24 protein-coding genes are annotated in these 19,057 nt (G+C 64.4%); 12 read left to right on the forward strand and 12 right to left on the reverse strand.

Annotated elements, in window-relative coordinates; genetic code table 11:
• From AOP74_RS01945 to AOP74_RS01980, 8 genes are all read left to right on the forward strand, one after another.
• Nucleotides 1-2,211: a peptidoglycan-binding domain-containing protein gene (locus AOP74_RS01945; RefSeq protein ID WP_061960656.1), complete on the forward strand. Its 2,211-nt coding sequence runs from the start codon at nt 1-3 to the stop codon at nt 2,209-2,211.
• Nucleotides 2,208-3,137: a hypothetical protein gene (locus AOP74_RS01950; protein WP_061960657.1), complete on the forward strand. Its 930-nt coding sequence runs from the start codon at nt 2,208-2,210 to the stop codon at nt 3,135-3,137. Before AOP74_RS01945 ends, AOP74_RS01950 begins: the two co-directional genes overlap by 4 nt.
• Nucleotides 3,138-3,216: 79 nt before the next feature.
• Nucleotides 3,217-3,513, forward strand: a complete 297-nt coding sequence (locus tag AOP74_RS01955) for a hypothetical protein (protein WP_152649125.1) — start codon at nt 3,217-3,219, stop codon at nt 3,511-3,513.
• Between the two features lie 98 nt (nt 3,514-3,611).
• Nucleotides 3,612-4,541 carry a peptidoglycan recognition protein family protein gene (locus AOP74_RS01960; protein WP_061960659.1) on the forward strand — a complete coding sequence of 310 codons (930 nt, stop codon included), beginning with the start codon at nt 3,612-3,614 and terminating at the stop codon, nt 4,539-4,541.
• Nucleotides 4,542-4,551: 10 nt separating this feature from the next.
• A complete protein-coding gene (locus AOP74_RS01965) occupies nt 4,552-4,824 on the forward strand; it encodes a hypothetical protein (protein ID WP_061960660.1) in 273 nt (90 codons plus the stop codon).
• Nucleotides 4,817-5,257 (forward strand): hypothetical protein, encoded by a 441-nt coding sequence (locus tag AOP74_RS01970; RefSeq protein ID WP_061960661.1) that lies wholly within the window; start codon nt 4,817-4,819, stop codon nt 5,255-5,257. Before AOP74_RS01965 ends, AOP74_RS01970 begins: the two co-directional genes overlap by 8 nt.
• Nucleotides 5,254-6,042: a collagen-like protein gene (locus AOP74_RS12380; RefSeq protein WP_082095941.1), complete on the forward strand. Its 789-nt coding sequence runs from the start codon at nt 5,254-5,256 to the stop codon at nt 6,040-6,042. Before AOP74_RS01970 ends, AOP74_RS12380 begins: the two co-directional genes overlap by 4 nt.
• 26 nt (nt 6,043-6,068) lie before the next feature.
• Nucleotides 6,069-7,034 carry a hypothetical protein gene (locus tag AOP74_RS01980; protein WP_152649126.1) on the forward strand — a complete coding sequence of 322 codons (966 nt, stop codon included), beginning with the start codon at nt 6,069-6,071 and terminating at the stop codon, nt 7,032-7,034.
• A gap of 234 nt (nt 7,035-7,268) precedes the next feature.
• On the opposite strand, the gene AOP74_RS01985 is transcribed toward AOP74_RS01980, so the two are convergent.
• Nucleotides 7,269-7,634, reverse strand: a complete 366-nt coding sequence (locus AOP74_RS01985) for a hypothetical protein (RefSeq protein WP_061960664.1) — start codon at nt 7,632-7,634, stop codon at nt 7,269-7,271.
• A gap of 72 nt (nt 7,635-7,706) precedes the next feature.
• Between AOP74_RS01985 and AOP74_RS12190 the strand changes: the two genes are divergently transcribed.
• From AOP74_RS12190 to AOP74_RS02000, 3 genes are all read left to right on the forward strand, one after another.
• Nucleotides 7,707-7,856, forward strand: coding sequence for a hypothetical protein (locus AOP74_RS12190; protein WP_160297433.1), 150 nt, complete (start codon nt 7,707-7,709; stop codon nt 7,854-7,856).
• A 219-nt stretch (nt 7,857-8,075) separates the two neighbouring features.
• Entirely contained in the window at nt 8,076-8,732 is a 657-nt protein-coding gene (locus tag AOP74_RS01995) for a DUF3800 domain-containing protein (RefSeq protein WP_082095942.1), read from the forward strand.
• A gap of 778 nt (nt 8,733-9,510) precedes the next feature.
• Entirely contained in the window at nt 9,511-9,738 is a 228-nt protein-coding gene (locus tag AOP74_RS02000) for a PLDc N-terminal domain-containing protein (RefSeq protein WP_061960667.1), read from the forward strand.
• Nucleotides 9,739-10,154: 416 nt separating this feature from the next.
• Here the strand turns inward: AOP74_RS02000 and trxA are convergent, their stop codons facing one another.
• Nucleotides 10,155-10,517, reverse strand: coding sequence for a thioredoxin (trxA, locus tag AOP74_RS02005; protein ID WP_061960668.1), 363 nt, complete (start codon nt 10,515-10,517; stop codon nt 10,155-10,157).
• Nucleotides 10,518-10,649: 132 nt separating this feature from the next.
• On the opposite strand from trxA, the gene AOP74_RS02010 reads away from it, so the two are divergent.
• Nucleotides 10,650-11,192, forward strand: a complete 543-nt coding sequence (locus AOP74_RS02010; RefSeq protein ID WP_061960669.1) for an NUDIX hydrolase family protein — start codon at nt 10,650-10,652, stop codon at nt 11,190-11,192.
• A 199-nt stretch (nt 11,193-11,391) separates the two neighbouring features.
• Here AOP74_RS02010 and rdgB read toward each other — a convergent pair whose 3' ends face one another.
• The 10 genes from rdgB to AOP74_RS02060 are packed head-to-tail and all read right to left on the reverse strand — an operon-like array spanning nt 11,392 to nt 18,950.
• Complete coding sequence (gene rdgB, locus AOP74_RS02015; RefSeq protein WP_061960670.1) at nt 11,392-12,003, reverse strand: RdgB/HAM1 family non-canonical purine NTP pyrophosphatase; 612 nt, start codon at nt 12,001-12,003, stop codon at nt 11,392-11,394.
• A complete protein-coding gene (rph, locus tag AOP74_RS02020) occupies nt 12,003-12,755 on the reverse strand; it encodes a ribonuclease PH (RefSeq protein WP_201774288.1) in 753 nt (250 codons plus the stop codon). Before rph ends, rdgB begins: the two co-directional genes overlap by 1 nt.
• A 23-nt stretch (nt 12,756-12,778) precedes the next feature.
• A complete protein-coding gene (locus AOP74_RS02025; protein ID WP_061960671.1) occupies nt 12,779-13,552 on the reverse strand; it encodes an MBL fold metallo-hydrolase in 774 nt (257 codons plus the stop codon).
• Nucleotides 13,552-14,361 carry a glutamate racemase gene (gene murI / locus AOP74_RS02030; protein ID WP_061960672.1) on the reverse strand — a complete coding sequence of 270 codons (810 nt, stop codon included), beginning with the start codon at nt 14,359-14,361 and terminating at the stop codon, nt 13,552-13,554. Before murI ends, AOP74_RS02025 begins: the two co-directional genes overlap by 1 nt.
• The gene (locus AOP74_RS02035; RefSeq protein WP_061960673.1) at nt 14,348-14,983 is read right to left on the reverse strand and encodes a DUF2017 family protein; all 636 of its coding nucleotides are present in this window, start codon (nt 14,981-14,983) and stop codon (nt 14,348-14,350) included. Before AOP74_RS02035 ends, murI begins: the two co-directional genes overlap by 14 nt.
• Nucleotides 14,980-15,267 (reverse strand): ATP-dependent Clp protease adapter ClpS, encoded by a 288-nt coding sequence (clpS, locus tag AOP74_RS02040; protein ID WP_061960674.1) that lies wholly within the window; start codon nt 15,265-15,267, stop codon nt 14,980-14,982. The genes AOP74_RS02035 and clpS overlap by 4 nt, the downstream gene beginning before the upstream one ends.
• 43 nt (nt 15,268-15,310) lie before the next feature.
• Nucleotides 15,311-15,601, reverse strand: a complete 291-nt coding sequence (locus tag AOP74_RS02045; RefSeq protein ID WP_061960675.1) for a DUF3039 domain-containing protein — start codon at nt 15,599-15,601, stop codon at nt 15,311-15,313.
• Between the two features lie 20 nt (nt 15,602-15,621).
• Nucleotides 15,622-17,220 (reverse strand): hypothetical protein, encoded by a 1,599-nt coding sequence (locus tag AOP74_RS02050; protein ID WP_236683697.1) that lies wholly within the window; start codon nt 17,218-17,220, stop codon nt 15,622-15,624.
• Nucleotides 17,202-17,981 (reverse strand): ABC transporter ATP-binding protein, encoded by a 780-nt coding sequence (locus AOP74_RS02055; protein WP_061960677.1) that lies wholly within the window; start codon nt 17,979-17,981, stop codon nt 17,202-17,204. Before AOP74_RS02055 ends, AOP74_RS02050 begins: the two co-directional genes overlap by 19 nt.
• 6 nt (nt 17,982-17,987) lie before the next feature.
• Entirely contained in the window at nt 17,988-18,950 is a 963-nt protein-coding gene (locus AOP74_RS02060; protein ID WP_061960678.1) for a calcium/sodium antiporter, read from the reverse strand.
• Between the last annotated feature and the right edge of the window lie 107 nt (nt 18,951-19,057).

Genomic DNA, 19,057 nt, shown 5'->3' on the forward strand with positions numbered 1-19,057 from the left:
ATGGCTGACGCGCAAGGCCTCGGCGCCGCACAGATCCAGGGAACGGGCGCGCCAGTCGGCGGCAAGCCCTACACGCTGCCCCCGGTCACGATCCCCACGCCGGGCGGGTCCCGCACGCCGCCTGAGCCGCCTGAGCTAGTCATCCCTCCTGGCCTTGAGCCGATCCCGGTTCGGCATCGCTGGGAGCGCTTTGAGGCGCCCGCGGGCGACGCCCCCTGGCAGCCGTCCGCAACGGGAGCAGCGGAGTACGGGCACTTGCAGATCGTGATCGAGGGCGTCGACTTCACTTACCTGAACGGCGTGCCCACGCCCGAGCCGGACACGCGCGAGTCCGAGCCGTTCTCCTATGGGCCGGCGACGATCCGGCTTCCGCAAATCAAGGTGCACGACGACATCCCGCCTCAGGCGGCGGCTGGCGCCAACTTCGCGGTCCGTGTGAAGAGATTGTCCGACGGCGGCTACGACACCGTCTACGAGGGCATCGTCGGCGGCACCAACGACCTCCAAGACTCTGGCCCTTTCACGCTCTACTGCGACGGCCTACTCATGGCCGCAAACCACCAAAACACCAGTCCCTCATTCGACACCGACCCGAAAGACATCGGCGCCGCGATCCCGGACAAGATCAACGCGGCAACGTCGGTGCGATACGAACCCATGGATCGCACCGTGACCGGCATCACCACGTCCGTCGCGGGACGTTGGGAGCCGCTGCTGACGGGGTTTGTGCAGGCCCGCCTCGCCACCGCGGTGAAGGAGGGCAAGCAGTACACCCTCATGCTCGACGGTCGCAAGCCCGTGTTGCGCGCCAAGGATCTCACCACGATCGCTTGGGAGGTCCGGGCCGGGCAGCGCCTGATCAAGGTGGACCTGACAAAGGACTCGACCGAGGCTCCGAACTACATCACTGGCTACGGCGTCAACCCCGCGGGCGGAGCGTGGTTCAACACCCTGTACCCCGACGCGAAATACGATGACAGTCCGGAGTATTGCTTCAACGACGCTGGCCGATCAGTTGTGGTAGGCACGACCGATGCGGACACGGACACCGGCAACGGTGTCACGCTCGCACAGCGCAAGCTCGACCGCCCCGAGACTGGGCGTTGGTCGTGGGGGGACGCGGAGGCGGCAGAACGGTTCCAGGAGGACCACGGTCTACTCGTCGATGGTGTGGTAGGCCCTCAAACGTGGGCTGCCCTGTTCGATATCGGCGCGAACGTCGGGATCCTGACCCCCTTCCATGCGCCTTTGGCCGCGGCGACCGAGGTCATGCCACGCCTGCATGGGGCCGATGGTGAAGACCTTGGCCCCAACCCTGCATACGACCCGAACGTGCCCCGTATCGACAGGATCATTGAGTACGGGCAGGGAGTGTGGCGTTCCGAAGCGCGCCGCGACGCGCGCGAGGTCCTGGCACGCGACTCGAACCCGGGCTATACCGGCACGATCACATTCTCCATCGACCCCGAACAGATGCCACGCCACCTGATCCGGGCTGGACAGAACGGGCTCGTGCGTGGCCACCACGACGAGGACATCGTCGTGCACGTTGTCGACGTGAAGCGTCGCGGAGGCACAGTCACCGCGACGGTGGACTCGAAGGCGCGGGACCTGCCAACTCTGCAGGCAATCATGCAGCGTGACAAGGCCGCAATGGATCCTGCACGGTCTGCGGTCAAGAGGATCACGGAAGCAGCTGTGGCCACCGACCGTCCTACCTTCGATGCGGAGTCGAAGGCGGGCCGTATTCCTGAGCATGCGATCCGTGAGGACCTGTTCGATGTGCGTCGTATCCCGATGTCGAAGGTTGGGATGGCGGTGTTGTTTGAGATGCAGACGTTTGGTCCGGCGACGGAGTTCTCGACGGCAGCGTTCGGTAAGCCCATCACGGCCGCACAGTTGCAGGCGATCGTGGGCAACCCGCTGAATGTGGGTGCTGATCCGCTCGAGTCGCCGTGGGATGTGCATGCAAAAGAGCTGCGTGAGAAGTTTTGGTTCATTGACGCGTGGGGTTGGCAGGAACAGCCTGCGGGTTTGGGTGAGCGTGCGCGCACGACGCCGAATGGAACAACGTCCGCGCCGGTGACGGGTGAACTGATTCACCGAGGCTCTTGGCAGTACACCACTGAGCGTTCTCCTTGGCTGTATGTGGCGACGATCTCGCGGACTTCGTGTTTCGTGAAGGGCCGCATTTACGGGGCGCCGGCGTGAGTTTTCCCGGCTCGTGGCAGGGCACGGTGGATGATCCGCAGGCGCATGCGCGTGCGTTGATGACGCCGGGCACGATTGATGCGTCGTTCACTGCTCAGCCCGCGGGCGTGGGCTCGATGCCGCACCCGTTTACGCGGGATTGGGCGGCTTTGGATTCGCGTGGCCGGTGGCAGTCGTGGCCTGACGTGGCGTGGCCGTCTGGCGATCCGAACTATCCCACGAACGACCCGAACTATTTGCGGGACTACTCGTATGCGTTGGGTCATGACTCGACGTTGGCGAGTTTCGTTGATGGTGACTGGGTTGCTCAGCAGGTCGTGTTTGATGACCCGTACACGTGGGAGGATTCGTCGCTGTTGCATCCGGCATATGCGGCGATGCCTGCCGGTGCTGTGGATGTCGAGTTTGAGCAGGGCCCGTCGTCGGCGTATATCGCGCTTGAGGTGCATTCCTATCAGGCGGTGGTGACGGTGTCGGCGCCTACGGTGCCGGGTGTGCCGACACCGTTTGAGGTCATCAAGGCCGATGGTGATTTCGCGGACTTCGATTTGGTGGGGACGTGGAATCACGGCTTGACGTCGGTGCCGGGGCGTCTTAGCTGGGACGAGATTGGCACGGGCTGGATTGACACGTTCGGCACCGTTGCGCCCGCGGTGTTTCCGTTCACGGTTGATGCTGGCGACAAGGCGCAACTGTTGCTGGTTCGCACTACGGGTATGGACACCGGTGATGTGGCGGTGTCGGGTATCACGTTCACGCGTCATGTGACGTGGGACAACTACCGGTACTTGTATGACACGCCTCAGGGGCATGGCATGTGGTCGACGCAGCAGCGCGGCACTGCGGGTGGCACGTCTGGCGGCTGGCCACTCAAGCATGGCACCACAGGTTCGTGGCCTTTGTCTCATCGCAACAACAGGTTTTGACCATCCGCACTCGCGAGCCTTTGTCTCGTATCGCGCTGACGCGCATCCACAGCTTCTAGGAGAGTCCCAGGTGAACGACATGTCCGAAACCGAACAGATCGCTGGCCTGACGGCCACGGTCCAAGCGTTGAAGGATGAGGTCCACGGGCTTCGCCAGGACCTAAAGGATCAGCGTGACAACTTTGTGCCGGCACGAGAGTTCATCGCATGGAAGACCGGTCTGGACCGGGAGATCGCCGACCTCAAGACAGGCCTCGCGAACGAGCGCGCTGAACGCAAAGCGCAGCGCATCCCTCCTGCCGTGTACGTGACGGCCCTTATCGGTGTGTTGTCGCTCGCGGCGACCGTCATCATCTGGCTGGCCGAACGCTCATAAAGCCCCCCGCCTTGATCTGACCAGATCAAGCCTCAACCCTTGAGCCCACCCATCGCGGTGGGCTTTCGCATTCCCACACCCGATTGGAGCCCACCCCCATGAGCGTCAAGGTTGTTGACCAGATCACGTCCAAGCGCCGCTACTATCCCGGCACGAACCCCTGCCTTGGTGCCACGGTCCACATGACCGGCAACACCAACAAGGGTGCGGACGCTCAAGCACACGCAAACCTGCAGTCCCGCGGAAACGTCCGCGTCGCTTCCTGGCATGTCTCCATCGACGACAAAGCGGCATTCCAGTCCTACCTGGACTCACGGAAGTGCTGGCACGCCGGTGACGGCACCGGTCCGGGCAACACCACGACCATCGCATACGAGCTGTGCGTCAACTCCGACGGCGACTACGTGAAGATGGTTCACAACGCTGCGGAACGCATCGCGATGGACGTCGTCGAGTACGGGTGGACCCGTGACGACATCTACCAGCACAACGAGTTCTCGTCATGGGGCAAGGACTGCCCGCGCGAGTTGCGTGGTTCCAAGACGGATATCTCGTGGTCTGACTTCGTTGACCTGATCTTCATGTACGCCGGCGCAGGTGACGTGAAGCCCAAGCCGGAACCCAAGCCCGACAGCAAGGCTGATGGCCGCACTGACGTCGACGGGTATTGGGGCACCGACACCACCATCGAACTGCAGTACATCTTCAACCCTGACGCGATCGACGGTGAGGTGTGGCGCCAGAACAGTGTGTGGCGCTCCATGAACCCTGCCCTCACGTGGGGCTGGAAGTGGGAGTCCACCAACACCGGTGGATCGCCTCTGATCTACAAGATGCAGGACTGGCTGGGTTCGGACTACCGCGGCGAGCGCGACGGCGACATTGGCCCCGAGTTCATCAAGGGTCTGCAGCGTCGCCTCAAGCAGTTGGGCTACTACACGGGCCGTATTGATGGCCGCCTCGACAAGGAGTCGCTCACGATCCAGGGCCTTCAGCGGGCCATCAACGACGACAAGATCACCAACTAAGGAGACCCTCATGTCTGATGCTGCTATTGCTCGACTTCGTACCGCTGTCCCGGCCGCTTGGGCTGTGCTGGTCACGTGGCTGTTGGGCACCGCGACCTGGCTCCCCGACTTCGTTGGCGTGTGGCTGAGTTCTGAGGCCACCGTCCTCGCGGTTGTGGCTGCGGTCACGGCCCTGTGGCACTGGTTGTGGTCGAGGATCGGCCCCCACATTCCCAACTGGCTTGAAGCTATCGTGATGGGTCACACCGGTACCGCGTCGTACAAGGCGGCAGTCGATGCCTGAGCCGGAGACCAAGGCCCCGGCGGGGTATCGGGTCTTGCAGATCGTCCCGTGGGACGTTCCCCAGGGTTCGGACGTCACCAATCCCTTGATCTACGGCACGCAGACCGGTGAGGGCGAGGAAGCGGTCATCACGTATCCCGACCTCACGCAGGGATGGTCTGCACGCGCACAGATCCGCGATGTCGCTGGCGGCACCGTGTGGGCAACCCTCACGTCGGAAGCAACGGACGGCCCCCGCATCATGCTCGAGGCTGACGGCATCTTCACTCTGATCTTGCCCGCCCAGGCCACCGAGACTGACGAGTGGGATGAGTACGCGACCGTCGGGCAAGGCGTATATGACGTCGAGCTCGTAACGCCCGATGGCCGCACGATCCGTCACACCGAAGGCATCGTCACGGTGTACCCCGACGTCACGCGAACGGAGTCATGATGGCTGAGGACTACGCAGCAGCAATCGAGCGCGAGGTTGTCGCGGTCGGCGTCGTCGAGCGCCAGGGCCCTCCTGGCGCGCAGGGTGATCCTGGGCCTGAGGGGCCGGCTGGTGCTGATGGCGCTCAGGGTCCCGAGGGTCCCGAGGGTGCCGCTGGCCCACAAGGACTACCGGGCGACCCCGGTCCCGCTGGTGCCGATGGTCAGGACGGGGCGACCGGTCCCGAGGGTCCGCAGGGGCCGAAGGGTGACACGGGCGACACTGGACCGCAAGGTCCGCAGGGCGAGCCTGGCCCGACTGGTCTACACGGTCCGGCTGGCAATGACGACGCGGATGGCGCAGACGGTGCCCCCGGTGTCGGTGTTCCTCCTGGCGGCACGACGGGTCAGGTGATGTCGAAGGCGTCGGGCGCTGACTACGACACTCGGTGGGTTGATCCTGCGTCGGGTGGTGGCGCGGAGCCGACAACGGTCACGCTCACCGACGTCGATGGGAACGAACAGTTCGCCTTCCCTGAACTGGCTAGCATCTACGCGATCAACTACTCAGGACCATGCCGACTACGCCTGTACCGCACGGCCTCTGGGCGCGCTGCGGACGCCCCACGCGAGGTCACCACCGAGTATCCAGGCGGTCGCGACCGCATGTACGAATACGTCGCCACCGCACCCGAAACCGACGACGGATCGCCCGTCACAATCGACCGCGCCGTCGCTGAAACCAACGTGTACGCGCACATCGAAGGCGGACCGGTCACCATCGCGCTCACCATCAAGGAGATTTAAACATGCCCGTCACTACACACTCATGGATGAGCGCGCCCTCAAACCACACCACGACCGCGGCACGCAAGTGGATGCAAGGAATCCACGACGGCCTCCTCTCTGCTGGCCTCGTGCAGACAGGGGACACCGGTCAGATCAACCTCGCGACAGTGACCCCGACGAACCCCGGTTCGCCCACGGCCCTGGGGTATGAGATCTGGCGCTTCGACGACGACGTACAGGCGACCGCACCGGTCTTCATCAAAATCGTCTACGGCGAGTTGTACTCATCGTCACAGGCGAAGCCTTGGTACAGCGTTGCAATTGCGACAGGTTCGGACGGAGCAGGCAACCTCACGGGCCCTGTGAAGGCGTCAGCCAAGCTATCCAACAGCGGATCGTTCTCGTCGAACTACAAGCAAACGACGACCGAGTATGCGTCCTACAGTTCCGGCGATGGATCGTCCGTGAACATCATCACTTGGCCAGCCTGGCAGGAGTCACAGCAGCCAGCGGGCTTCTCGATCATGCGGTCCTGCGGGACGGACGGCAACTACAACGCGGACGCCATCGCAGTCATGTGGTACTCGCCCAGCGACCGAGGCGTCTACATCGTGGGAGCAACCACAGGCGTCGAGGGGGCCAGCGAAAGCGCGGAGTACGGCGTGCTTGGAATGACTCTCCCGACCAAGGTCAACGGCGTCGCCATGAACACCTCCAACCTGCTGACAGCGACACTCTCGGAGGACGGAACGAAGGCCCCGGTGTTCCCCGCCCCGCTGGCTGCGCCCGGAGTCGCACCTTGGGTCCCGAATGGCATCGCAGTCGTGATGCCAGGTGACGCAGGGGCCACCTCTGTGATCCAGGTAGCGACCATCAACGGAGCCGCTCGCACCCTACGAGCCTTCCCATACACGGCAACCTCTACATACCCCGGACTTGCGGCACAGGCTGCTGTAGGCGTATCAACGAATATTGTGTGCCTCCCAGCGATCGCATGGGCGGTTGAGTGATGGCCGTCACTGAATGGGTCAACGTACCCAGTGGACCCGTCAGCGGGTCTCCCGGCGCCGTACCCGCAATCTTCGTCAATGGGGCTGGCGAGCCCAACGGCGGCGGTTCATACACGCCACCCACCGAAGGTCGCATCTACCCTGCACCCCGAGTCCTCGCCGCCAACTAGCCCCACCCGCACACGCGACCGCCCCGCCTGCTCTCACGAGTGGGCGGGGCGGTCTTTTGCGTTTCTAGCGGCGCATCAACACCGTGGCAAGAGCATGCCCATTCACAGGATCAGTCATCACATCATGCGCATTGCCCTTAACGTCAACCACCTCAAGCGCCATACCCCCCGGCACCTCAACCGCAGACTCAACCAGCGCAACCTTCCAACGCTTCCGCACACCCCAACGATCAGCCAACACCCACGCAGGAACACCCAACACAAGCGTCCCCAACGTCAACACAACCGCCGCCTGCCACGACCACCACGCCAACATCAACAACGCGAACACAAACCACAACGCACCCAAAAACGCGGCAGCCACCGCCGCCAACACATTCCCAGGACGCTCAACGAAATAATCCGGCTTCACCCACACAACACGCTTCACACTTACCCCTTTCAATTGAAGCCACACTAGCGCGAGACCCCCATGTCACACCCCGCCGCTACCCTGCGACCTATGAAACTCGGATCACTCGCATTCATCGCCGTCGTAGCACTCGCATGCATCATCTTCCCCAACGAAATCGGCGCCGCCTTCAGCGCAACCATCGGCTGGATAGGCGACACAATCGCCGGCTTCCTCACGGGTGCCATGTCCCAAGAATGACCGCCCCGCAGCTCGAATACTACGCAGCCGACCGCGCCGGACACACCGCCATCATCCACACCGAATCGGGGAGCATCGTCGCGTGGGTGGAGCGAGACGGTGATGGGCTACGCGGACGCGGACGCGGATGGAGGACGGCCGTGGTGGAGACCGTTCCGCAGGTGATCAGGGAGGTCGCGGGGCGGGCGACGTCAACGACGACGGGTACCATCTCCCAACGTGTGGATCTTCCTCGATGACTCTGGCGACTGCGGCGTAAAACTCGGGCGCGGTTCGACCTCACACGTTGTTATGGCCGCCTGCATATTCGACGACAGGGCCCACATCAAGGAAGCGCTTCAGTTGGTGGAGAACGCCCGAATCCACACGGCACCCGACGGCACCACCTTCCGCGTGTCCAAGGAGTTCAAGTACTCCAAGTGCAAGGACACCCACAAAGACAGATTCTTCGAAGAGATCGCCGAAGCGAAGTTCCGTGTGCGCGCGATCATCCTGGACAAGGAGCTCCTTTGGAGCGACCGCCTGCTCGCACAGCCAGGGCACCTCAAGAACGAACTCATCTTCCAACTAATGTCGAGCCACTTCGGAACCATCGACGACGCGAAACTCGTCATCGACGGGCAGGACACTCGCGCGTTCGAGATCTCAGACCGAGACCACTTCATGGCACGCGTCAACGGTCGCACGCCCGGAACGCTACGAGAGGTTGAGTTTGCCGACTCAGCGAAAAACGGTCTGGTTCAACTAGCCGACATGGTTGCGGGCGCAATCAGGCGGCGGGTCGAGACAGGGGAAGCGAAAGCCATCGAGCACATGACGAGCTTCGTGACGCGCACGCGGCGTGCCAACGGCGGAACCTACTGGCACTTCACATAGAAACGGCCGACCGCTCTATCCTCGCCCCGAGGGGAGGAACGCGCACCGGTGGGGTGACTGTTCAAGCGGTCGGCCTTGGTTATGCGTGAACAGTAGCACGCGGGTCCGACAGAACACTGGGGTGACACATGGGTGACACGTCGAGTGACGCATCGGCCCCAACGAATCCCCTGGTGGTGACGCATAATGACGCCAGTGACGCTTCTTTCCGGGATCGACGCCCTACGCGCGTGCACATGCGCGCATGAGGTTCATCCAGATCAAGCGTCACTAGTGTCACTGAGCGTGTAGGCGCGCCTACAAATCCCTGTCAATCCCCGCATAAATCGCCCCGCACGCCTACACGGAGAGGCGGTCAGACAAGGGCCGGATTTCGTTGATTACCAGGCAAGACGCTCAATCCTTCGAGCGGGGTTCAAGTCCCCCCTCGCGCACGATGAAGATTGTGCATGCGCAGCAAGGTGTGCATGCACTTCTCCCCAACGAACAGAATCCCTGTACTCGGCGAAGTTCGCACAGTACCGTGAAGACATAACCACCCGGATGCTTCGGCTACCGGGCGCGGCCCCCGAGAGCAATCGGGGGGGTCTGCTCTTTTTGCAGCGACGTTGGCGGTTTCCAAACCCTAGGGTCGCTTGACGCGGACGATGTCGACTCAGCCCTTTCGGGGCCCAAGGGCACCGCGTATTGGAGCACCAGTGAAGCGATCCAGTACATTCGACCTAGCCGCAACGGCATCAATTTCGTCGATGGCGCTAGCGAAAGGTCGTGAATCCCGATGAGTCCGCTTGTTCCCACCATGTATGACGTGATCTTCAGTGTCGTCGCTATTGCTGCACTCGCATTTGCCCTGGTCGCCTTCGTCTCGATCTTGCGCACGCCAGTCAAAAGCGGACTTTCGCTCATCGGGTGGAGCCTCGCCGTCCTGGTCATCCCGGTGCTCGGTCCGATCGCTTGGTTCAAGGTGGGCCGAAGCACTGCGGTTACGAAGTCTCTCACCTCGTAACTCACGGGCTAAGTAGAGTCGAACCCTCGCAGTGAACGGGGCGGGGCCGTCCTTCCACTGTCGGTAGTGCGGCACGACGACTGGCAATCCTCCCCACCCGTCGACCGCCTATGGCTCGAGGGACAATGGCTAGCGGCTGCGCGCAACGGCCTGAAATCGTGCCCTCGACATGGTCGGGCCGAGAGGACTCGTTTGTCCCGCGGATCCTCGACAGACCAGTCTCAAACCTGCTGAACCCCAACTGGGTATCTGCATCGGAAGCACGGAACGCTGACGACTCACGCCGTCACGGTAGTGATCGGAGCGCTAGCTCGTCGGCGACCTGTGGACAACGCCCCCAACACAGCAGAAGGCCCCTCACCCAAAGGTGAGGGGCCTTCTGTGCGTGAGGACCGCTCCGGCCCTCGTGACGATTCTTAGCCCTGCTGCTCGGCGAGCTTGGTGCGAACCTCTTCCATGTCGAGCGCCTCAACGGCGTCCACGACCTGCTGGAGTGAGGGAGCGGGCAGAGCGCCAGCCTGCTGGAAGACCATGATGCCGTCGCGGAAAGCCATCAGCGTCGGGATCGAGGTGACGCCGAACTGCTGGCCCAGAGCGGCCTGGTCCTCGGTGTCGACTTTGGCGTGCACAACGTTGGGGTTGGACTCCGACGAAGCGTCGAAGACAGGTGCGAAGCGCTTGCACGGGCCGCACCATTCTGCCCAGAAGTCGACGAGGACGATGCCGTCCTTCGTCACGGTCTGCTCAAAAGTTTCAGTGGTCAGATCAACTGTTGCCATGAGGGGATTCCTTTCGTGTCGCTTCCCCGGATGCCCCCGTAACGCATGCCACGGGAAACCTATTCCTCCTCTACCCTGCCACGGCTCGGCGAGCGTTCGCGACGACCGCGCCTAGGCAGTCACAATGGGGGCATGACGGATATGGCGGAGATGCCCCCAGAGCCCTCAGGCTGGCTCAGCGAACCCGAACTTGATCACGTGCGCTCGGAACTTCCGGTGATCTACGTGAATGTCGTGCCCGTGCGGCTGGACTCGGCAGGTGAGGTCACCGAGGTCGGGCTTTTGCTCAGGGCCGATGATGACGCGATCCACCGTGCGCTGATCGCGGGACGAGTGCTCTATCACGAGCGCATTCGCGACTGCCTCATCAGGAACATCGAGAAGGACTTGGGCTCCGTCGCACTCCCGCGGATCCCGGCCTCGCCCACGCCGTTCACGATTGCGGAATACTTCCCCGTGCAGGGCGTCACGTCGTTCTACGACCCGCGCCAGCACGCTGTGGCACTTGCGTACGTGGTGCCCGTTGACGGCGACTGCGAACCGAGCCAGAACGCGCTGGACATTGTGTGGATCTCCCCCGAAGAGGCGGCCAGCGAGGAAGTCCTGCGGGACATGACGGGCGGCCAGGACACCCTGCTGCGTCAGGCGCTCGCCCACTGCGGCGTGCTTCCTTAGATCTCTGGGCGCTGTCGCGATGACAGCCGCGTGAAGAACCTGCGGTCACACGAGTCAGGTTCTCCGATTCGCGCACAAAGTCGCGGACCTGATTCGCCACACCGCAGGCTTCTCACGGGCGTAGCGATGCGGACCCGCGTGCGTGCAGGGCAGAAGGGCGGTGGACGGGGGTCCCGCCACGGCAGTAGCGGTCAGCGCGTCAGTTGCTGAGCGCCTCCGCGACCAGCGGCGCAAGCGACCGGAATGCCGCTCCGCGGTGGGACAACGCGTTCTTGACCTCGGGTTCGAGCTCGGCGTTGGACACCGTCTGACCCTCGCCCATGAAGATCGGGTCGTAGCCAAACCCGCCGTCGCCCTGCGGTGCGCGCAGCAACACCCCTGGCATGCGCCCCACGACAACGTGTTCGGCGCCATCAGGCATCGCCAACGCAGCGGCGCACACAAACGCCGCGCCGCGGTGCTCGTCGGGCACCTCGGCCACTTGGTCAAGAAGCAGTTGCAAGTTGGCGGCGTCGTCCCCATGGGAGCCGGCCCAGCGCGCGGAGAAAATTCCCGGCGCTCCACCAAGAACATCCACCGAGATCCCGGAGTCGTCAGCAATCGCGGGCAAACCCGATGACGCCGCGAGCGCACGCGCCTTGATGAGCGCGTTCTCCTCGAACGTCACGCCGTCCTCGACAGGAGCGGGCGCGCCCAAGTCGCCCGCAGAGGCGACGTCCTCCCGCCCGAGCCCCGAGACCAGCGGCGCAAGAATCGCCCAGATCTCCCCCACCTTGTGGGCGTTGTGCGTCGCGATCGCCAGGCGGGTCATCAGCGCACCGGGCCGTCCGCTGCGTCGAGGGCCTCGTTCTGCATGCGGGTCAAGTCGGCGGTGCCGGAGGTCGCGAGCGCGAGCAGCGCGTCGAGCTCGTCCTTGGAGAACGGGGCACCTTCCGCAGTGCCCTGCACCTCGACAAAGCCGCCGTCGCCGGTCATCACGACGTTCATGTCGGTCTGGGCGCGCACGTCCTCCTCGTACGGGAGGTCGAGCATGGGCACGCCGTCGATGATGCCTACGGAGATCGCAGAGATCGAACCGGTCAGCGGGCGCACACCAGGCTTGATGGCGCCCTGAGCGCGGCCGTACGCGATCGCATCGGCCAGGGCTACATAGGCGCCTGTGATTGCCGCGGTGCGCGTACCACCGTCTGCGTCGAGGACATCGCAGTCCAGCACGATGGTGTTTTCGCCGAGCGCCTTCATGTCGACCACTGCGCGTAGCGAGCGACCAATGAGGCGCGAGATTTCCATGGTGCGTCCGCCGATCTTGCCGCGGACGGATTCACGGTCGTTGCGGGTGTTGGTGGCGCGGGGAAGCATCGCGTATTCGGCGGTGACCCAGCCCTCACCGGAGCCCTTCTTCCAGCGCGGAACGCCCTCGGTGAACGATGCGGAGCACAGCACGCGGGTGCCGCCAAAGGTCACGAGGCACGAGCCCTCGGCATTGCGCTGGAAGCCACGCTCAAAGCTCACGGGGCGCAGCTGGTCAGGTGTGCGCCCATCGGCGCGGGTGATGTCGCTCATAGTTCATGAGCCTAACGGTCGCGTCAGATCTCGATGTGCTGACCAGGCCTCGCCAGCGAGACGTCGGTGCTGCAGTGGGCGGCGGCCTCGGCCAGGACGCTCTGGGAGTCGACCCATGGCGGGACGTGGGTCAGCAACAAGCGCCCCACGCCCGCGCGCTCGGCAGCGGCTCCCGCGGCTGCCGCCGTGAGGTGGAGTCCGCGCGGGGCATCATCGGCTTCCAAGAAGGAGGCCTCGCACAGGAACAGGTCCGCTCCGGCTGCAGCGACATCAAGCCCGTCACACTCATCTGTGTCGCCGGAGTACGTCAGGACGGCCGATGCTCGGGCTGGCTCCGCGCTGGGCCCCTCGATCCGTAGGGCGTACGCGGGCACAGGGTGGTTCACTGATTCGCACGTGATGTGGAAGGGGCCGATGCGCGTCTCCCCGGATGCCTGCCACACCACAGTGGGCAGAACGTCGGAATGAGTGTTTTCGCCGCGGAGCTGATCGATGCGCCCGGAGGCACCAAAGGGCGCGTACACAGGCACAGACATCTCGCCACTGGGGTGGTACTTCAGATACACGTGCAGGCCGGTGAGGTCCGCGCAGTGGTCGGGGTGCAGGTGGGTGATCGCGACGGCGTCGAGTTCCCGGGGATCGCAATAGCGCTGGAGTGCGCCCAAAGCGCCCGAGCCCATGTCGAGCGCGATGCGCCAAGTCTTGCCATCGGCATCGTCCGCTTCAAGGAGGTAGCACGACGCCGGCGAGGCGGGCCCTGGAACGGAGCCGGAGCAGCCCACAACTGTCAGCCGCATCAGCCGAGCCTTTCCACTTGAGTGACGACCGGGCCCAGGAACCGCTGAGCGAGTTGCTCAAACCTCGCGGTCTCGCCGGTCGCAGAGAACACGTGCTCGGGAGCGCGCGCCGTGTCCCGTTCGATTCCGTGCGCGGTGAGCGCCCGGTAGACGTCGATGGCAGTCTCCGTGGCTGAGTCGACGAGTGTCACGTCAGGCCCCATCACGTAGCCGATCGCGCCCTGCAGCATCGGGTAGTGCGTGCACCCCAAGATCACGGTGTCGACTTGGGCGACCTGGAGCGACTCGAGGTATTCGCGCGCCACCTCAATGACCGCTGGACCGGCGGTGATGCCGGCCTCGACCAACTCAACAAAACGCGGGCAGGCCTGCGAGTACACCTCGATGTCGGGTGCGGCAGCCAAAGCGTCGTCGTAGGCACCGGAGGTGATGGTGGCCGTGGTGCCGATGACGCCCACGCGACCGGACTTGGTGAGCGCGGCCGCACGTCGCACGGCCGGCACGATCACCTCAACGACCGGTACCCCGCGCTCACGCGAAAACCGCTCGCGCGCATCCCGCAGCACCGCCGCGGAGGCCGTGTTGCACGCGATGACGAGCATCTTCACACCGTCATCGACGAGCGCGTCCATGATGTCCAGCGCGTGCTGGCGGACGTCGGAAATCGGCAACGGTCCGTAGGGACCGTACGCAGTGTCCCCCACGTAGTGGATCGACTCGTGCGGGAGCTGGTCCATGATGGCGCGCGCCACCGTCAGGCCTCCCACTCCGGAATCGAACACCCCAATGGGCGCGTCAGAGTTCGTCATCGTCGTCCTCCATGAGGGTGTCGAGCAGGCTCTGCTGGAGCCACCCCAGTGATTCATACAACATGCCCAGCCAGATACGTTCGGCTTCGCTCCGGCTCGCGGGCTCGTCGTCCGCCTCGATCGCAGTCGCCAGTTCGCTGCGCAGCAGCTCACCGTCGTCGTCGGAGTCCAGGCCCAGCCGGCTCGCGAGCACAAGGCGAATATCGGTGAGGGCCGATGCCGTGGCCAAACATTCATCAAAGGGCACCAGCCAGTCGGGCCCGTCTTGGCTAAGGTCCTCCCACATCCGGCGCAGGCGGTCGGTCTTGTGCAGGCGGAGGTCTTCTTCGGTAAGACGGCGGAACTCTTGGGCGAGTTCGCGATCGTCATCGGAGGCGTGCGGAAGCAACGCGAGGACGGCAGGGTCGTCGGGGTCCTCAACGGACTCCGTGATGCGGGCAAGCGCGGCGAACAGCGCATCCTCATCGTCACGCGGCTGCTCACGGTCGACCGGGGCCGTCATCCCGAAGGGCTCTCCGCCAAGGAGTAGTCCCACATCAGCGACGATGCGCGCTACGACAGTGCGCTCTTCATCGTCAAGCTGCGCAACGGCGCCGTTGTCCGTGGCGACAAATCCCCTCATGCATCGCTCCGCTGCAACGTGGCATGGAGGCCGTACGAGTGCATTGCCTGCACGTCGACCTCCATCTTTTCTCGCGGACCCGAACTCACCACGGAGCGTCCATCACGGTGCACTTCCATCATCCGTGCCGCCGCGACCTCCTTGGTGAACCCAAAGTAAGTCCGGAAGACGTACGTCACGTAAGACATGAGGTTGACGGGGTCGTTCCACACGATCGTGACCCACACGTCGTCGACGAGGGTCACGACAGCGCGGTCGCGCTCGAGTTCCTCCTGGGTCGACACGCTTCTACCCTACGGTGAAGGCCGGCCGATGCGAGGGAGGCTGCTAGCTGTCGTCGCCGTCGTTATTGCCGAAGGCGGCGTCAAGGATTTCCTTGCACTGCGGGCACACGGGGAAGCGCTTGGGGTCGCGGCCGGGAATCCACACCTTTCCGCACAGCGCGATCACGGGTTCGCCGGACAGTGCCGACTCCATGATCTTGTCCTTCTTCACGTAGTGCGCGAAGCGCTCCGCATCGCCGGGCTCGGCCATTTCCTGCTGTTCAACCCGCTCAATGGTGGCGGTGCCGCCCTTGGTGGAGCCGGAGTCGCGCTGGGGATCGAGGGTCTCGCTCATGCGTGCCAGTGTACGACGCGCTACGTCACCGCGGCGATGAGTTTTCCACTGCGACGGTCATAGACCGTGCCAGATAGCCGCGCGCCCGCAAAGAACGCGGCGGCTCCCAGCGTCACGCCCGTCACGCAGGCAACCCATCCCCACCCGGCGTGAACGGTCAGCGACAAGATGAAGGGAACCGTGACAAGCGGGAGAACGATCAGCGTGGCGATCGAAGACACCATCTGCGCGAGGAAGGACGCCCCCAAGGAGCCGACTTCCGCGCCAAAGGGATTGTCGCCGGGGCCAGCCGTGCGATACGGGAGCAGGACCGAGGACAGCGCACCGACAGCCATCGTTGTCCCCAAGGTGCCCAGGCTCGCGCCGATGAGTCCCGGAGCATCTGCCCAGCGACCACTCCACGCGAGCACTCCGACAACGGCGATGAGCACCGCAGGCACAGCCCAGACCAGGACTGCCTGCATCCGGCCCAGCATCACAGCGCGCCCCCGCGAGCCGGACACGATGTCCAGCCACAGGCCTGAGTTGTCGAGCGCGACATCGTTGTGGCGGCCCCACCCAATCGACGAGGCGAGTAGAACCGGCGCCACAAATGCCCACCGCGTCTCAAGGCTTAAGACGGGCATGGCGACGGCGAAGAACAGCACGGGAAGCGCGACCACGCCGGCGGCGCCCACCAAGTACCTAGCGTCCGTGGCCCACGACACGAGCATGCGAGCCCTCACCGCCCTCGTGGCCCCGCCGCTTCGCCACCTGCGTGCTGGCGCGCTGGATGCGTGGGTGAGGACGGCATCGGCCCTACGCCTGCGTCCGCCACCGCGGTGAACGGGGTGAATGAGCGCGTGGGCGATCGAGTCTTTCCACGCCCACGCCAGCAGTCCGACAGTCGCGGCCATCATGGCCAGGCGCCACACGGCTCCGGCGGCGTCACCAGCCACGAAGGCGGCCGGCGCGTACATTCCCGCGCCGATGGGTGTGCGCGCCAGCCATTCGCTGAGGACCGGCACTGTGTATTGGAGGCCGTCGTCGAGCCCGTCCCGCAGGCCCACCCACATCACCGAGCCCAGTACCGCGATGCCGAGGCCGATGCTGAGTAGCAGTAGACCGCGAGCGCGGCGATCGTTCACTGCCCGCGCGCTCCAGGCCACAGCGACGCGGGCTCCCAGGACCATGACCGCCACGGTCAGGAGGCTGCCCGCAGTGGCGATCGCGCGCGCCGTTGTTCCGTCGTACCGCCAGCCTCCGGTAAGCACCACGAACATTGCAGCGAAGAACAGGGCCGGCACGGTCAGGAACGCTGCGACGGTGAGCCCTGGAGCGATCTGCCGGGCGCTGACTCCCAACGTCGCAAACCGCGTGGGATCCAAAGTGTCCTCGAGACCGGTCACCATGAGCGGCACCACGATCCACCCCACGATGCACACGGCCGCCGCCATGACGAGGATGGTGCCCCGAACATCGGCCGATTCAAATCCCAGCCTCACCTGCGCCCACCACACCATCGGGACCAAGGTGAGGGACCAAACGGCGCCGCCGATCAGGAGAAGCGCCCGCCACCATTCGCGCCGTAGCTGATGCGCCACGGTCGTGAACTTCAGTCTTAGGACTGTCGCAACCACGACAGATCCCGCTGATCGGACACGTCGCCTACGAGCTCAACGAATCGCTGCTCGAGGTCACGGCCGTCACTGACCTCTTCGATGGTGCCCTCGGCGAGAATCCGACCGCCGCCCACAACGGCGACGTGATCACACAGTCGTTCCACGAGCGCCATGACGTGGCTCGACATCACGACGGTCCCGCCCGAGGCGACGAACTCCTTGAGAATGCGACGAATCGCGCCGGCCGAGACGGGATCGACGGCCTCGAAGGGCTCGTCGAGGATGAGGACCCGGGGCGCGTGGACGAGCGCGCACGCGAGCGCGATCTTCTTCGTCATGCCTGCGGAGAAGTCCGTCACCAGGGTGGATCCGGCGGAGTCGAGGTCCAGCGCCGCGAGCAGGTCGTCGCGTCGCGTCCGCACAGTGGCCTTGTCGAGTCCGCGCATGAGTCCCGCGTAACTAATGAGTTCCCCGCCGGTGAGGCGGTCAAAGGTGTGCAGACCATCTGGCAGGACGCCCACAAGCGGCTTCGCGCGCGCCGGCTCGCGCCACATGTCGACACCGTGGATGAACGCGCTGCCGGAATCTGGCTCCAGAAGGCCGGTTGCCATCGACAGGGTGGTCGTCTTTCCAGCGCCGTTGGGGCCCACGACGCCATAAAAAGAGTGCGTGGGGATGTCGAGGTCGATGCCGGCAACCGCGACTGTGGAGCCGAACCGTTTGCTCAGACCCCGCAGAGACATGGCGGCCGGGGCATCCGGGGGTGGGGTGTGCGTCATGTCGGATTAGGCGGTGATCAGCAAGAACGCGGTGTAACCGATCCACAGGCTCAGCAGCACAGCGCCTTCGAGGCGGTTGATCCGTCCGTCCCTCTTCCACCGGAACCCGAAGGCGATGACGAGGAGAGTTAGGCCCATCACTACGGGGAAGTCGCGATAGAGCAGTTCCGAGCTGACCGCAGCCGGGTGGATCAGGCCCGCAATACCGATGACACCAAGAGTGTTGAAGAGGTTGGAGCCGATGACGTTGCCCAGCGCCAAGTCGTTCTCACCGCGGCGCGTGGCGCTGATGGTGGAAGCCAGTTCGGGGGCGGACGTACCGATCGCAACCACCGTCAGTCCGATCACGAGGTCGGACCACCCGAGGGACTCCGCAATCTCGACAGCGCCCCACACCAGGAGGCGTGACGACACGACAAGCAGCACGAGGCCCGAGACAAGCCAGATCCACGCCGCCTTCTTGGTCATGCCGCGGCTGTCCGTCGATGACTCGACGTCGACGCCGAGCGCGTCGCCCTTGTGCTGCCGAGCGGACATGATCTGCCAGGTCAGGAGGACGATCAGGAGCAGGATGAGCACTCCTGCGTCGCCGCTGGACAGCGTGCCGTCGCTCATGAGCAGCCACGCGATGCCCGTCACGACGACGAGCAGCGGGAGCTCCTTGTGGAGGATGCCGCGCTTGACGATGATCGGCAGCATGATCGCGGTCGTTCCGAGGATCAGGCCGATGTTGGCGATGTTGGATCCGAGGGCGTTACCGAGCGCGACTTCAGGATCGCCGTCTGCGGAGGCGAAAGCTGAGACCACCATCTCTGGCGCCGAGGTTCCGAAACCGATCACGATCATGCCGATCAGCAGCGGAGCCATGCCGAGGTAGCGGGCAACGGACGCAGCGCCCATCACAAATTTGTCGGCGCTCCAAGCGAGCGCGCCGAGCCCTACGAGGGTGGCGAGGACTGGGATCAGCATGGTCACGAGCGTAGCGGTGGGCGTGTCCCGACGAGGTCTACCGGACCTCGCGTCACGCTTCCTCGCGTGGCCCTTCAAATAAATTCATTCGCGCATGTATTGTGTTC

It is taken from the genome of Demequina flava, assembly GCF_000975035.1.
GTDB lineage: Bacteria > Actinomycetota > Actinomycetes > Actinomycetales > Demequinaceae > Demequina > Demequina flava.

Bases quoted from the DNA above. Each gene is read 5' to 3' on its own strand.
- AOP74_RS02055 (WP_061960677.1), bottom strand. From the start codon at position 17,981: ATGACGCACACCCCACCCCCGGATGCCCCGGCCGCCATGTCTCTGCGG.
- AOP74_RS12380 (WP_082095941.1), top strand. From the start codon at position 5,254: ATGATGGCTGAGGACTACGCAGCAGCAATCGAGCGCGAGGTTGTCGCG.
- trxA (WP_061960668.1), bottom strand. From the start codon at position 10,517: ATGGCAACAGTTGATCTGACCACTGAAACTTTTGAGCAGACCGTGACG.
- AOP74_RS02010 (WP_061960669.1), top strand. From the start codon at position 10,650: ATGACGGATATGGCGGAGATGCCCCCAGAGCCCTCAGGCTGGCTCAGC.
- AOP74_RS01965 (WP_061960660.1), top strand. From the start codon at position 4,552: ATGTCTGATGCTGCTATTGCTCGACTTCGTACCGCTGTCCCGGCCGCT.
- AOP74_RS12190 (WP_160297433.1), top strand. From the start codon at position 7,707: ATGAAACTCGGATCACTCGCATTCATCGCCGTCGTAGCACTCGCATGC.
- AOP74_RS02025 (WP_061960671.1), bottom strand. From the start codon at position 13,552: ATGCGGCTGACAGTTGTGGGCTGCTCCGGCTCCGTTCCAGGGCCCGCC.
- AOP74_RS02060 (WP_061960678.1), bottom strand. From the start codon at position 18,950: ATGCTGATCCCAGTCCTCGCCACCCTCGTAGGGCTCGGCGCGCTCGCT.
- AOP74_RS02035 (WP_061960673.1), bottom strand. From the start codon at position 14,983: ATGAGGGGATTTGTCGCCACGGACAACGGCGCCGTTGCGCAGCTTGAC.
- AOP74_RS01945 (WP_061960656.1), top strand. From the start codon at position 1: ATGGCTGACGCGCAAGGCCTCGGCGCCGCACAGATCCAGGGAACGGGC.
- AOP74_RS01960 (WP_061960659.1), top strand. From the start codon at position 3,612: ATGAGCGTCAAGGTTGTTGACCAGATCACGTCCAAGCGCCGCTACTAT.
- rph (WP_201774288.1), bottom strand. From the start codon at position 12,755: ATGAGCGACATCACCCGCGCCGATGGGCGCACACCTGACCAGCTGCGC.
- AOP74_RS01970 (WP_061960661.1), top strand. From the start codon at position 4,817: ATGCCTGAGCCGGAGACCAAGGCCCCGGCGGGGTATCGGGTCTTGCAG.
- AOP74_RS02000 (WP_061960667.1), top strand. From the start codon at position 9,511: ATGAGTCCGCTTGTTCCCACCATGTATGACGTGATCTTCAGTGTCGTC.
- AOP74_RS01980 (WP_152649126.1), top strand. From the start codon at position 6,069: ATGAGCGCGCCCTCAAACCACACCACGACCGCGGCACGCAAGTGGATG.
- murI (WP_061960672.1), bottom strand. From the start codon at position 14,361: ATGACGAACTCTGACGCGCCCATTGGGGTGTTCGATTCCGGAGTGGGA.
- AOP74_RS01955 (WP_152649125.1), top strand. From the start codon at position 3,217: ATGTCCGAAACCGAACAGATCGCTGGCCTGACGGCCACGGTCCAAGCG.
- rdgB (WP_061960670.1), bottom strand. From the start codon at position 12,003: ATGACCCGCCTGGCGATCGCGACGCACAACGCCCACAAGGTGGGGGAG.
- AOP74_RS02045 (WP_061960675.1), bottom strand. From the start codon at position 15,601: ATGAGCGAGACCCTCGATCCCCAGCGCGACTCCGGCTCCACCAAGGGC.